Consider the following 14,233-nt stretch of genomic DNA (forward strand, 5'->3'; position numbering starts at 1 on the left):
CCGATTTGTTTGTCTGGTCAATAAGTCATAGCGGACTCATATGGCGCTGACGATAGCGATCGGGCGTAGTGCCGGCAATGGTTTGAAACATTGCGATAAAACTTGACGCGGAGCGGTAACCGACATCAAAGGCGATCTCTTCGATGGTTTTCCCCTGTTCCAAGAGCGAAATGCCGTGAATAAACCGTAAGCGCTGACACCACTCATTAAAGCTCATGCCGAGTTCTTTTTGAAAGTGGCGCGTTAAGGTGCGCTCGGTGGTAAAGACGCTCTCGGCCCACTCTTTTAAGGTGCGCCGATTGGCAGGATCTTTCTCAAGCGCTGTTAGAATTGGCTTTAATAGGCGGTGCTCTGAGCTTGGTAGATAGGTATGGCCGATCATCGCATCATGGAGCTCATCAATTAAGACGTAGGCTTTGCGTTTATCGGTGCCAGATTCGGGAATTAGGCGATCGCTCTCAAAAAAATAATCAATAATCGCGCGGGCAATCTCACTCAGTTTTAAGAGAGACGGGCTCTGCGTTAGCGCGGTGGTCTCCTCTTCATGAATGTTAATGGAGCGAAATCGCGTCGGCTCATGATTGTAACAGGCGTGAGTGCAATGGGGCGGAATCCAGATGGCAAATCCCGGAGGCGCAATAAAACGCTCGCCCTCAATCTCAAGGGTAATGACGCCGCATTTCACAAAAATAATCTGTCCCCAGGGGTGATTATGTGGCAGATATTCACTCGCCTCGTTAATATTTTCATCAGCGAGCATCATAAAATGGTTGGGATTCATATCAAACCACTCGATCGGTAATTGGTGCGCCATCGAAAAAAGCCCTCTTAAAATGTCAGATTAGTGAAGAAGAATGTCCGTTTTACGGTATATCATTCATTTAAGACATCTCTATACTAGTACACCGATGAGAAAAGATCTTATTTAAATTGAATGATAGCGTGACGTTTTGTCACAGGAGAGATGAATGAAACTGACTGCAATGCTCTATCCGCTCGTCGCGGTAATGATCTGGGCAATGAATGCTGTTGTAAATAAATTGTCCGCCGGCGTGATCGAGCCTGCAACGATTTCGTTTTACCGCTGGGTGCTGGCGGGGATTATTTTAACGCCGTTTTGTTTGCGCGGCACGATTATGAATTGGGCAAAAATTCGCCCGCTTCTTGGAAAGCTCGCCTTTTTAGGATTTTTGGGAATGGCACTCTACCAGTGCCTTGCCTACTATGCGGCGCACACCATTTCGGCCACGATGATCGGGATTTTCCTCTCGCTCACGCCGCTGTTAACGATTTTACTTAGCCTAGTAATTTTACGTACACCGCTCACAATCGGGCTTGTGATTGGGAGTTTGTTGTCGTTTTTCGGCATTACTTGGCTGATTAGTGGCGGCAACCCGAAACTTCTTTTAGAGATCGGGATCGGCAAGGGCGAGCTCATGATGCTTGTTGCCTCTTCAGCCTACGCGCTCTACGGGGTTTTAACGATGAAGTGGAAGATCACGATTTCAACTTGGCAATCGCTCTATTGGCAGGTGATTTTCGGGATTATTATTCTTATTCCGCTCTTTATGTTTGCCGGAAATGTGGCGATTACCCGCGATAATGTGGCGCTTATTTTATTTGCCGGCATTCCCGCGTCGATTATTGCACCGTTTTTATGGCTTCAAGGCGTTGCGCGTTTAGGCGCGAGTAAAACCTCGCTCTTTATGAATTTATCACCGCTTTTCACTGCGATTATTTCGATTATTTTCCTTCATGAAACACTCGAAAGTTATCACATTATTGGAGGCGGAATTTCATTGGTCGGCGTCATGATTGCTCAGCAGATGAACCAAGAATTTCGCTTTAAAAGCCGTGAAAAGGTCTTAGCAGAACTGAATCAAGCAGAATAATAGGTCGTAATAAAAGATACGAAAAGGCCTAAAAAGAATCCATGAGGATGGAGGAGAAAAGCCCGAACGCTGATGTTTCCAGAGTGTTCGGGCTTTTTTTATGTTGTTTATATTAATGTGAATTTGATTGGAGGATCGCCCTTCAAAAAAACACTACGCTTTCTGCTCCGGGAGGCACACCTCATCGCTAATCAGTTTAATGGGTGGGAGCTCTTCAGGATCTTCCGCATCATCACTTTCCGCAATGGAGGCCGCGTTATCAACGGGCGCTAAATTGCTCGGCGCGTTCTCGTTAGTCTCATCATTTAAGACCTCATCAAGGGTCTCTTTTAGATTTGAAACGGCGCTCGCATCGTCCTCAATTTCCTCCGGTTCATCGTGAATAAAGGGGCGATATTGGCTCTCAAAGGCGAGGGCTAAAATATCGTAGAGACTTTTCACAATGCGGCGGCTGTAATTGAGATCGTTCATGAGCGAACTGGTACTAAATCCATCGATCTCATCTTTGCGCACCGCCATAAAAATTTCACGGCGGAAGACGCGTTCAAACTGTTTACTCTTTTCAATCAAACGCTCGATTTCAGCGAGGCTTTCATGCTTTAATTCCGCGGTTATTCCCTCTTTTTCGAGAATCTGATAGAGGCGATAGATCTCGCGAATATTCTTAAAGAGGTAGATTTTAAGTTGTTGATAAAAGTTTCGCACATCCGACTCCGAGAGAGCGGAATAGCGGGAGAAGTTATCTTGCAATTGGTGACTGTTTTTCACCGAGTCAACGAGCTTTAGCGCGATCATTTGGCAGTTAAGCAGATGCTCTTGGTAATAGGCGCTCTCTTCCTCATCGTCAAATTGAATGCGACTCATAAAGGAGAGAATTTCGCTATAGATGCCTTTCACGTAGCGCTGATAAAGTTTATTAGCATCAAGGGGGGCATCGTCCATGCCTTTACGGATTAATCCCTCGTTAAACTCTTCCGCGCCAAGCTCTTCAATGGGAAGATTGAGCGATAAACAGATCACCTCAACGCTCATCTGTCCAAGGTGTTCAATCTCTTGAAAGATCGCACCGACGGCCGTTGCAGGCGATGAAAGGACGTTGGGATTTAAATAGCGGGAGGTAATCACTTTTTCATTGGGCTCTGCCGCCGATTCTTTCTCCATCGCATCGGCAATGAGCGCCGTCTGTTTCTTCTCATCGGGGATCCAAATCATCAGTTTTGCGATTAATTTATCTTGCAATCCCCAGAAAATTGAGACCCCAAGGAGATTAAAAATCGTGTGGAATACCGCAAGTTCAATGAGTGGATTAAGCGATAGCGCATCGCCAATTTGATAGACCAGATAGGTGAGCGGTTTAAGGAGAATAAGCGCTAAACTGCCGGTGACAAAGTTAAACAAAACGTGGGCTAAGGTTAAGCGTTTTCCGCCACGACTACCGCCCAAAAACCCGACAATTGCGGTGGTAACCGAACTTCCCCAGATCGCGCCGATGGTTAAGATAAAACTCTCTTCTAAGGTGACTTGCCCCAAATGAAGTGCGGTTAACACAAGCATAATGGTGGCGTGGCTCGATTGTAAAACGGTGGTGATTAAAAAGCCGATGCCCAAAAAGATAAGCACACCCGAGATGCCATCGAGGGAATGTTCGGTGAAATCCACTTCGCTGGTGAAGTTGGAAAATCCACTTTTCATCAGAGAAATTGCGAGCAAAATAAAGGCAATGCCGAGTAGGACGCGCCCAAGTGCTTTACTTTTATCGCCATTAAATGAAGCGAGCACGCCGAGGACAATCATCGGATAGGCAAAGGGAGCTAAATCAACGCCTTGACCTGCAAGCGCAAGGAGCCAAACGCCACTGCTTGCCCCGATATAGGCCCCCATCATAATGGTAAATCCGCCGGCAAGGGTGATTAGCGAGGTACTAATAAAGGCGATCGTTAGGAGCGATACGACGGTGGTCGATTGTAAAATCATCGTCGAAAGCATCCCAAAAAAGAGCCCTTTCGGTTTAGTCGAGGTGCTTCTTGCTAATATTTTTTCGAGCTTACTTCCGGCGAGTTGCTGGAGCCCGTCATTCATGCACTGCATGCCAAAGAGGAAAAAGGCGAGTCCTGAGCAGAGTTCGACCCAGCTAGGATTGCCTCTAAAGGTGTAGAGCAGGCTAATTGCAACGAGGCCAAATAGAAGATTGCGTATTTTATTTTTTTTCACACTAACAGCCTTTAACGACTTAAGGAACAACTTAAGGATGACTTAAGGGTTGATCGGTTAAATCAACCATTTGCTTAAGAAAAATAGATCTTTGATTATAGCAGATCCTTTTTTAAAGCGAGGGTAAAAGCGCATCGATCCATCACGCTAAACGAGGCGAAATGGGCGTTAAATAACGATTAACTAACGATTAACCAGCGTAAAGTCATTTAACGAATTCATGAGATAGGTAAAGAAAGAATTTGACAAGTTAAATAAAGGGGGTATGATTCATTCTTAGTTATTTTGGGTTAACGCACGATTCTTTAAGGGATCAGCCAGAAAATTAATTTGGTCAAAGCGTTAACTATCCTCGTTAGGTGAGGCTCCTATATGGAGGTAAGCTACTGCCCAGAAACGTCGAGAGACACCAATGGGTCAGCAGAAACTGTCGAGCTAAGGCGGTATCTAATGTAGCCGGGAAATATCCCATGCCATATAGTGCTAAAACTTTACGAAAGAGGAGAGATCACGGTGCGCGTTTGCGTGCTAATAAAAGCACCCTCCTCATTAGGACGGGTGTTTTTTTTGGTCTTCGAAAAGTGGACTGATCATCCATGGACTCTTTTTAAATGGATACCAGCGTTGGCGCCTGCGCGCGTCGCCACGTTTAACAAAATATATCGAGGACAGCAACAATGGTTACTGTCGTTTTTATGAAAGTAAAAAGATAGGAGTTAAGCCAATGGTAATTCAAGACTTAAACATGAAATTTGGGAAAGAGACAGCCGGATCTCTTATGACCACGAACTTTGTCACGCTTCCGATGGATAGCCGTGTCGATGACGCGATCGATTATCTTCGCGGGCATCTCTATCAGCGTGAAGATATTCATTACCTCTATGTGCTCGATAATGCCGAGCGTTTAGTGGGCGTGATTGCGATTCGTGAGCTGTTAGCGGCCGATGGACGTGATCCACTATTCCGCGTGATGAAGAAAAAGCTGAGCAAACTTGAGACCGATATCGATCAGGAAAAAGTAGCCAAGCTCTTCCAAAAAACGGAGCTGGTGACAATTCCCGTTGTCGATGAATCGGATCATTTAATCGGGGTGATCCACGTTGATCAAATCCTCGATGTGATGGAGCAAGAGGTGACCGAAGATGTCTATAAAATGGCCTCGATCAACAGTGATGTAAGCGGTTACAATCTTTTAAATGCAACGATTGGGCTGCTTTATCGCAAGCGGATTGCATGGCTTGTGGTGCTTGTTTTTATGAACGTCTTTTCAGGGGCGGGGATTGCCACCTATGAAGAGCTGATTGAAAATAATGTGGCGCTCGTTTTCTTCCTTCCTTTACTCGTCGATAGTGGCGGAAACGCTGGAGCACAGTCGGCAACGCTGGTAATTCGTGCGATGGCACTCGGGGAAGTTCGGATTAAAGACTGGTTTAAAATGGTGGGCAAAGAGTCGCTCGTTTCTGCGCTTTTAGGCTTTAGTATGGCCTTTGCGGTATCGCTTGTGGGCTTTATGCGCGGCGGGATCGAGATTGCTACAATCGTTGCGATTACCATGGTATTTGTGGTGATGATCGGCAGTATTATCGGCATGTCGCTTCCCTTTATCTTTAGCAAATTCAAGATGGACCCAGCCACCGCAAGCGGCCCATTAATCACTTCAATTTGTGACATTGTCGGCGTCTTTATCTATTTTGGTATCGCCAATATGTTCCTAACGCTGTAATAAAAAAGCGAGTCATAAGCTTCCCCTATGCGGTCGATTAACGGCATAGGGGATTTTTTGCAGGAGATTAAATCATACCAAGAATGGTTTTAATCAGCGCGTAGAGTCCAACGCCGATGAAAAGGGCGCTGCTCAATAAGATCAGTACTTTTTCTACTTTCGGGGTAATGAGGTGGCGCACGCCAAGGCCTAAACTGATGAGCACGGTAAAATCGAGCGTACACCAGATTAGGGTTAAAAGGGTCATGCCGTGGAGGTGGGAGAGTCCGAGGTTCGCTAAAAACGGTGGGAAAAACGCCATGAAAAAGATTAAATCTTTGGGGTTCGCCATCCCTAGGATTACACCCTTAAGAAAGAGCCTGCGATAAGTGGTATCGCTTGATTCTGCTTCCATCTCAGTGGTCTCTTTTTTATCAGGATTCCGCCGATGCATGATGTAGGGGTGAATGAGCGAATAGCCATATCCAAGCATAAAGAGCGCCCCAAAAATCGCCAGATAATTAAGTAGATTGGGATTGACAGAACCAATGCCGGAGATAAGTAGGGCTGCGAATCCAATCCAAATAAGAGCGGCGGTGGTGGTACCGCAAATTGCAAAAAAGAGCCCTCGTTTTGAGTGATTGATGGCGGTGTTAATGGAAAAAAGCGCGATCGGGCCGGGCGAGACGATATAGAGCGAGGCCGCTAAGATAAATCCCGCGAGAATCGAAATATCCATGATAAAAGCGAATCCTTCAACAAATGGTGAGTCAGTGCTATTGATCCATAAAAAAGGCGGGTGGTTCGATGGCTAGCGGCCGATCATCCCCATTCCCGCGCTCGTAGTATTACTTATGTAAGCGACTTATATAAGTACATTAAAATGGCCACAGTTTCCAAAATGCTCCATTACGCGGTTCATTTTGCTCTTCATATTGCTGTAAAAACTCATCGAAATCATCGGAATCCATCGATTGAACCTCTTCAAGCGTATGGGTAGATTCATCCGTAGACGCATCCGCGCTATCAGAGTCATTAGAGTTATCCGTATTATCCGAATCGAGCTTGATCCATTCACGATTGGTGCTGCAGGTATCATCTGATGGGTCAAAATCACCGATATAGACCGGTAGTAGTAAGCCTTGCTCATCCCAATGGGTCTCTTCAACCAGTTCGCCTTCATCATAAATTAAGCGAGTGCGAAGTTGGCCATTTTCATCCCAATGCTTGATAGTGCCGTGGTAGACGCCTTCTTCATACTGCTCTTGGAAGGCAATTTGCCCACTTTCGTACCAGGTTTTCCAAGTGCCCGATTGCTCGCCATCTTTGAAATAGCCAACAAGCTCATAATGGCCAGAGGGATACCACGCTTTCATCGCGCCATTGAGAATGCCGTTGTCGTAATTTTCCTCACCAATTTGCACGCCTTCCTGATTATAAAAACGAAGAGTGCCATCGGGGCTTGTCAGTTGCCATGCATAGATATCATTAATATCGGTGATGCGAATGGGGTCGATCTGTTTGATGCCCCCTTTATAGAAATCCTGAATGGTAAAGGAGTCCGCATCAGAATCGGTCAAGACGCGATAATATTGAAAATCATCGCCGCTTTGAACGCGCTCTCCATTTGAATTAAATGCACCGAGATAGCGATTTCCGTTGATGAAGAAGAGCTCTGTACTAACCTCGCCTGCGTCATTGTAAAAGGTGACTTCACCGTGAGGCTCACCATCTTTATATTGCGCTTCATATTCAAGCAGCCCTTCATCGCTCCACGAGGAGATTGTGCCGCTTGACTCGCTATTATTCACAAAATATTGCGTTGTGATCTGACCTTGATCGTTATAAAAACGCATGGTCCCTTGCAAACTTTTCGGGCTCCAGCTTGCAAGATCAATCTCATCACGAATGCAGACCGCATCGATCTGTTTTTGATCATTCTTTACGTAATAATCTTGCACGTAATAGCAGCCATTTAAGGTCTCATGCAGACGGCGATAGTAGTAGCTATCCTCATTTTTATCGGTGCTCGGCGTGCCATCTTCGGCAAAATAAGCGATGATCGGCGCGTCTTCATCCGGATTTACCGCTGCTTCTTCGGCAAAAGTGGTTTGAGAGAGAGGCGTTAATAGCAGAAAAAGTAGGCTTGAGAGAGGCGTTTTTAGGAAAGTCATGATCGTTCCTTTAGTATTGTTATGAATGTGAGGCAGATCCTCAATGCAGTAATTCTTTCTATTATAGACTAAATCCTTTACAGGTGGGTAAAAAACGCGGGTAAAAAGAGGCAGTTTGCGCTAGAAACGAGCGGATTTCGCTGGCTATATTTCAGCGGATAAAGGCGTATAATGGGAGCGATTTTCTACGACAAACAAGGAGATTTCATGCGCTTGATTTTAACGCTGCTGCTCATCATTCCGATGGCGCTCTATTATCTTGGGCTCTACTATTGTCCGGAAACGCTCGCACGCCTTGAATTTATGGGTTGGCCACTTTCGATTTTTCTCGGTGTGGTTGTGATGGTTTGGGCGGTTTTGATCGGCGGAATCTTTGCCATCTATTATCTTAAAAGAGAGCTCCGAGACGAAGAGGAAGGAGGAGTGCATTCATGAAATCTTCTGGATCGTCGCAATTTTTCTTAGCCGGCCGGCAAATTAGCGCATGGCAAAATGGCTGGGCACTCGCTGGGGATTATCTCTCGGCGGCGGCTTTTTTGGGCTCTATCGCCATGTATTTTAGCCAAGGCATGGACTCGCTCTTTTACGCGGTGGCAACGCTTGTCGGCTGGCCATTACTTCTTATTTTGTTTGCCGATAAATTGAGACGCTCGGGTGCGTATACCATCAGTGGCGTGCTCAATCAGCGCTTTCATTCCACGCGATTACAAATTTTAAGTGGCTCAACCTCACTCCTTATCAGTCTATTTTATCTTTTAGTGCAATTGATGGGGGCGGGCACGCTATTAAAACTGCTCTTTAATCTCTCTTATACGCACTCGCTGATATTGGTGGTTTGCTTAACCGCGGGGCTCGTATTTATGGGCGGGATGAAGGCAACGACGCTCGTTCAGAGCAGTAAAGCGATGATTCTTTTTGGCTTTGCCGGTACGATGCTCTTTTTAGTTTGGCGTGAGATGGGCTATTCGATTCCAAATCTCTGGGCACGGGCGCGCGAGCTTGGGGATTCAAGCGGATTTATGCCGAGCGTGAAAATTGCGGGCGGCGTTGAGCAAGCTTCATTAGTGCTTGGATTATTGCTCGGGCTTTTGGGGCTCCCCCATGTATTGATGCGCTTTTTTACCGTTAAAAAACCGAGAACGGCGGTGCTTTCTGCGATCTTTGCGAGCTTTTTAATCGCGTTCTTTTTTGTGATGAATCTGATTGTTGGCTTTGGCGCCTATGTAATTTTTTATGGTGAAACGCTCACAGGCGGGGCGAATATGGCGCTGATGCATTTAGCCGATTTTTTAGGTGGCGATCTCTTTACTTATCTCTTTGCGATCGTGGTATTTGTCACCATTTTAGCGGTGATGGCGGGGCTGGTGATGGCGATGGGCGCGAACATTACTCAAGATTTATTGCCACTCATTGCGCCAGAATTTAAAGAGAATCCGCTCGTTGCCCGGGCGAGCTTAGGCGTTATGCTACTGTTAAGTGCGTTCCTTGCCTATCTCTTTGAAGGGGTAAATCTTGCCTTTTTGTTTGGGATTGCGTTTTCGTGGGCAGCAAGTGCCCATTTCCCGCTCCTTTTCGGCGCGTTTTATATTAAATCCTTTAACGAGCGGGCGGCCTTTTATACACTCCTTGTCGGCGCGCTTGGCAGTACGCTTTTTCTGATTACTAGCCGGACAATTTGGTGCAATATTTTAGGCTTTAGTGAACCGCTTCATCCTTATCTGAGCCCAACGCTCTTTGTGCTGCCGCTCGCATTGATCGCACTTTTTATCGGGGCCGAGCAAAAGCGGGAAAAGAGAGCGTAACACAGGGTAAAAATGTATACATTCGCGGAAGAGCACTTTTATGTGGCGATATTTTTTAGATATGGCAAAATAGATCGTCTCAACGGATTATTTTTGCAAAACAAAAACACAAATATAAGGAGCGGCTGTGATGGTGGGGCAGACGTTTAAACGGGGTGGAAAACTCCTTTTGACACTATGTGCGAGCGTTGCTTTAACGGCATGCGCGACAACCTCGGGATCAGACGGGGAAAATGCTAGTAGCGCTAAGAGCGCACGGGTAAAAGCGAAAAAAGAGCCGACGGTACTAACCGCAAAGCGCGAGCAGGTGGTCAATGATGCGAAGAAATTCGTCGGAACGCCGTATCGCCTTGGAGGCACTTCACCCTCAACCGGGTTTGATTGCAGCGGGTTAGTGCAGCATGTCTATCAGGGCATTGATGTGGGATTACCGCGGACAACGCGCGAGCAAGAAGCGCATATGAGCGTCGCGAAACGCCCGGCAGAAGGGGATGTCCTCTTCTTTAAAATTAACGGTAAACAGGTCTCCCACGCCGGCATTTATGTAGGCAATAATCGCATGGTTCATGCACCGGGAACGGGTCGCAAAGTAGAAATTACCCGCATCGATACGCCGTATTGGCAGAGCCGATTATCAAAATGGGGCGCCATGAACTAAGCGCTAAAAATCGCATCGCATTCGGCGTATAATAGAGCGATTCTAGTCGATATTAATACGAGGAACTTCTCAATTATGAGCCGAGTTAAATTTCCTAAAACCCCGGGCATTCGCTATTTAGAGAGCGAAAAACAGCCGTTTGAACCATTTTTATATGCCGATAAAACCTTAAGTGGCACCAAATCCACCGCCGATTGGCTTGGCGTTGATGAGCATTTAGTGATTAAAAGCCTAGTTTTTATTGATGAAAATCGAAAAGGGCTGATGGTGTTAATGCATGGCGATTGCCACGTTGATACCAAAACGCTTGCCAATGTCGCAGGCGTTAAAAAAACAGAACCGGCAGAGTATAAAGACGCGCACCGTTGGACCGGCTATGAATTTGGCGGCACCTCTCCCTTTGGCATTCGCGCCGATCTTCCGATCTATGCGGAATCGACGATTTTTGATCTCGATGAGCTCTATATTAATGGGGGGAAACGCGGCTTTATCCTAAAAATTACCCCCGAAGTATTGCGTCATCGAGGCGCGATTCCCGTCAATGTATCGAAATGATGGGGATATAAAAAACATTAAAAAAGGATCGAGATCCATGCTAACAACATGAAAATCTCGATCCTTTTTGCATTATGTGAGTTTAATTATTCTGTGAGGCCACCGATGGAGAGGTATTTCGTTTCAAGATAGGCCTCAATCCCTTCAACGCCGCCTTCTCGGCCGATGCCGCTCTCTTTCATTCCACCAAAAGGCGCTTGCGCAGTACTTGGGAGCCCATCATTCCAGCCGACAATACCAAAGTCGAGTGCTTTATGAAGTTTAAGCGCGCGTTTATAATTCTCGGTAAAGAAGTAGGCCGCAAGCCCGTAAGGGGTGCCGTTTGCAATGGTGATCGCATCATCAAGATCGTAATAACGATAGACCGGCGCCACAGGGCCAAAGGTCTCTTCGTGCATAATATCCATCTCAAGCGTCACATCACCTAAAATAGTGGGGCGGACGAAAAAGGTCTCTTTGTCAAAATCGGCAATGCCACTTCCGCCAAGGAGCACATTTGCCCCTTTAGTCACGGCATCTTCGATCTGATCCATAATTTTGCCGTATCCTTTTTGATTGATCACAGGGCCAATATCGGTATCGCTTTCGAGCCCATTGCCAAGATTGAGCTTCGCCGCTTCCTCAGTAAAACGCTCACAAAATTCATCATAGCGTGCGGCGTGGACAATAAAGCGATTGGCGCAGACACAGGTTTGCCCCGCGTTACGGAATTTCGAGGCGATCGCTTGCGGAATCACAAGATCCATGTCGGCATCTTCACAGATAATAAACGGCGCGTGGCCACCGAGCTCCATAGTGATATGTTTCACGCTGTCGGCACTGTTTTTCATCAGCAGTTTTCCAACGTGTGTCGAGCCGGTAAAGGTGATTTTACGAATGCGCGCGTGTGAGGTGAAAATCTCGCCAATTCGCGGACCATCACCATTGACGCATTGGATTAAATTAAACGGAAAGCCGGCTTGATGGGCAAGTTCAATCAGGCGAATGGTCGTAAGCGGTGTCTCTTCCGCCGGTTTGACGATAAATGCGCATCCTGCAGCAATGGCAGGAGCGGCTTTACGGGTCATCATCGCAGCAGGGAAGTTCCACGGAGTAATCGCCGCGACAAGCCCAATCCCTTGCTGAGTGACAAGGAGACGTTTATCCCGCGAGCCTGCAGGAATCGTGCGACCATAGAGCCGTTTAGCCTCTTCCGCATACCAGCGAATATAGCTCACCGCGTAATTCACCTCGCCCAAGGATTCGGTTAAGGGTTTGCCATTTTCTTCGGTCATCGTACGCGCAATCGAGGATTTTTCCGCCATGATCGCATCGGCCCATTTATGCAGAAGTTCAGCACGCTCATAAGCGGTAGTATCGCGCCAATCTAAAAAAGCCTCAAACCCAGCATTAATCTTCGCTTCCACCTGTTCGTTGGTATCGATCGGAACGTCCTTAATGGCGGCTCCCGTTGCGGGATTATAGACAGTAAATGTACTCATGACGATCTCCTTTTTGGAATAGAAAAGTAATGCAATCTCCTTTCATTTTATCGAAATTTATGTAAAGGCGGGCGAATATTGCGCTATGAATCAATGGGCACGTTTGAAAAATTAAAAAATAAACGGATTTAAAAGAAAAATTTTTTATTGAAATAGATCAAAATTTTAGCAATTGAGAAGCAAAGCTGGGTGGGGTGAGAGCGGAGTTGTAAAGGTGGGTAAAGCCAGTATCGATTCGAGAGGAATCGAACGAGCGGATAAAAACCGGGATACCCATTTTGATGGGGCACAAATAATCACTATAGCACGCTGAATTTGAAAGAAAAGAAATAAAAAATGGATTAAAAAATTTAATTTGGGAAAGGGAAAAGCGCCGTGTTATATCTGAGGTAGATTAAAGATCAGTCAATAGATGATAAAAATAACAATAGGTTACTGGTAAGGCATTTCACACATTCGATTTCAAATTTTATTTCATGTAAATCCCCGAAATCTCATTAATAACTAAGATCAATTATAAATCCATAATGAAAAGAGAGGACGGTGATTTGTAGCACCACGGCGTTTATGCGCCACGTTCAAGTGTCAATTAGCGGAGGAAGTTAACATGACAAATCAGTTCACGCCCGGTTTAGAAGGGATCATTGCAGTACAAACCTCTATCTCCAACTTAGATGTGGTGGAGAGTCGTATTTTGATCAAAGGATTTGATCTGATTGAGCTCGCAGGGAAGAAGAAATATCTCGATGTCGCCCATCTTTTAATTGAAGGAAGACTCCCAACGGAGGCCGAGAGAAATGCGGTCGAGGCACGTTTGAAAGAGCATTATGAGCTCCCCGAAAGCGTCTATGAGATCTTTAAACTCTTACCGAAAACAACTCACCCGATGGACCTTTTGCGGACGGGCATCTCAATTTTAGCGGGGTACGATACCGATTTAGACGATCGCTCGCCGGAGAAAAATCGTGAACAAGCCTATGAGCTTTTAGGCAAAATTCCGACAATCGTCGCCAATGGCTATCATATTCTGCACGATGAACCGATCGTTCCGCCGGATCCATCGATGGGTTATAGCGAAAACTTTCTCTATATGATTACCGGTAAAAAACCGACGCAATTTGAGATCGATACCTTCGATAAATCGCTCCTTTTATACAGTGAGCATGAACTGCCAAACTCCACCTTTACCGCGCGATCGATTGCATCAACAAACTCCGATCTATACGGCGCACTAGTTGGGGCGGTGGCCTCGTTAAAAGGTAACCTTCATGGCGGCGCGAATGAGGCGGTGATGGAGATGCTCCTTGAGGCTGAAACGGTAGAAGGGATGGAAACCATGATTCGTAACCGACTCGCGAATAAAGACAAAATTATGGGCTTTGGGCATCGGGTCTATATGAAAAAAGTGGATCCCCGCGCGCTAGTAATGCGTGAGGCGCTTCGCGAATTATGCCGCATTAAAGAGGATGATACCTACCTTGAGATGTGTGAAAAAGGCGCTGAGATTATGGCGGCGGAAAAGGGACTCTACCCCAATCTTGATTATCCCGCGGCGCCGGTTTATTGGGAGCTTGGGATTCCCGTTGAGCTCTATACTCCGATCTTTTTCTGCGCACGAACCGTCGGGCTCTGTTCACACGTTTTAGAGCAACATTCCAATAACCGTATTTTTAGACCGAGAGCGGATTATATTGGGCCTGCCTATGGGGAAAATGGCGCGCTGTAGCTCGCTCCAAACCCTTTAAAAAAGATTGTTTA

At 46.2% G+C, this 14,233-nt stretch carries 12 protein-coding genes and 1 riboswitch; of the genes, 7 read left to right on the forward strand and 5 right to left on the reverse strand.

The window, feature by feature from the left end:
- Positions 1–25: 25 nt before the first annotated feature.
- Positions 26–814: a helix-turn-helix transcriptional regulator gene (locus OXI21_RS06390; protein WP_279618726.1), complete on the reverse strand. Its 789-nt coding sequence runs from the start codon at positions 812–814 to the stop codon at positions 26–28.
- Positions 815–968: 154 nt separating this feature from the next.
- On the opposite strand from OXI21_RS06390, the gene OXI21_RS06395 reads away from it, so the two are divergent.
- Complete coding sequence (locus OXI21_RS06395) at positions 969–1,892, forward strand: DMT family transporter (RefSeq protein WP_279618727.1); 924 nt, start codon at positions 969–971, stop codon at positions 1,890–1,892.
- 153 nt (positions 1,893–2,045) lie between these two features.
- On the opposite strand, the gene OXI21_RS06400 is transcribed toward OXI21_RS06395, so the two are convergent.
- Complete coding sequence (locus OXI21_RS06400) at positions 2,046–4,103, reverse strand: Na/Pi symporter (RefSeq protein WP_279618728.1); 2,058 nt, start codon at positions 4,101–4,103, stop codon at positions 2,046–2,048.
- 344 nt (positions 4,104–4,447) lie between these two features.
- Positions 4,448–4,612: riboswitch (M-box (ykoK) riboswitch) on the forward strand.
- Between the two features lie 215 nt (positions 4,613–4,827).
- On the opposite strand from OXI21_RS06400, the gene mgtE reads away from it, so the two are divergent.
- Positions 4,828–5,826: a magnesium transporter gene (gene mgtE / locus OXI21_RS06405; protein ID WP_279618729.1), complete on the forward strand. Its 999-nt coding sequence runs from the start codon at positions 4,828–4,830 to the stop codon at positions 5,824–5,826.
- Positions 5,827–5,893: 67 nt separating this feature from the next.
- Here mgtE and OXI21_RS06410 read toward each other — a convergent pair whose 3' ends face one another.
- Positions 5,894–6,544, reverse strand: a complete 651-nt coding sequence (locus tag OXI21_RS06410) for a LysE family translocator (protein WP_279618730.1) — start codon at positions 6,542–6,544, stop codon at positions 5,894–5,896.
- A gap of 139 nt (positions 6,545–6,683) precedes the next feature.
- Positions 6,684–7,979: a hypothetical protein gene (locus OXI21_RS06415; RefSeq protein WP_279618731.1), complete on the reverse strand. Its 1,296-nt coding sequence runs from the start codon at positions 7,977–7,979 to the stop codon at positions 6,684–6,686.
- Positions 7,980–8,186: 207 nt separating this feature from the next.
- Here OXI21_RS06415 and OXI21_RS06420 point away from each other — a divergent pair, with 207 nt between their 5' ends.
- The 4 genes from OXI21_RS06420 (at position 8,187) to OXI21_RS06435 (ending at position 10,994) form a co-directional block, all read left to right on the forward strand.
- On the forward strand, positions 8,187–8,414 hold the full coding sequence (locus OXI21_RS06420) for a hypothetical protein (protein WP_279618732.1): 228 nt from the start codon (positions 8,187–8,189) through the stop codon (positions 8,412–8,414).
- Positions 8,411–9,781, forward strand: a complete 1,371-nt coding sequence (locus tag OXI21_RS06425) for a hypothetical protein (protein WP_279618733.1) — start codon at positions 8,411–8,413, stop codon at positions 9,779–9,781. Before OXI21_RS06420 ends, OXI21_RS06425 begins: the two co-directional genes overlap by 4 nt.
- A gap of 130 nt (positions 9,782–9,911) precedes the next feature.
- Complete coding sequence (locus OXI21_RS06430; protein WP_279618734.1) at positions 9,912–10,439, forward strand: C40 family peptidase; 528 nt, start codon at positions 9,912–9,914, stop codon at positions 10,437–10,439.
- Between the two features lie 75 nt (positions 10,440–10,514).
- A complete protein-coding gene (locus tag OXI21_RS06435) occupies positions 10,515–10,994 on the forward strand; it encodes a YbaK/EbsC family protein (protein WP_279618735.1) in 480 nt (159 codons plus the stop codon).
- Between the two features lie 86 nt (positions 10,995–11,080).
- Here the strand turns inward: OXI21_RS06435 and OXI21_RS06440 are convergent, their stop codons facing one another.
- Positions 11,081–12,475 carry an NAD-dependent succinate-semialdehyde dehydrogenase gene (locus OXI21_RS06440; RefSeq protein WP_279618736.1) on the reverse strand — a complete coding sequence of 465 codons (1,395 nt, stop codon included), beginning with the start codon at positions 12,473–12,475 and terminating at the stop codon, positions 11,081–11,083.
- Between the two features lie 607 nt (positions 12,476–13,082).
- Between OXI21_RS06440 and mmgD the strand changes: the two genes are divergently transcribed.
- Positions 13,083–14,201, forward strand: coding sequence for a citrate synthase (gene mmgD, locus OXI21_RS06445; RefSeq protein ID WP_279618737.1), 1,119 nt, complete (start codon positions 13,083–13,085; stop codon positions 14,199–14,201).
- The last annotated feature ends 32 nt before the right edge of the window (positions 14,202–14,233 follow it).

This window comes from Ignatzschineria sp. RMDPL8A (assembly GCF_029815055.1).
Lineage (GTDB): Bacteria > Pseudomonadota > Gammaproteobacteria > Cardiobacteriales > Wohlfahrtiimonadaceae > CALZBJ01.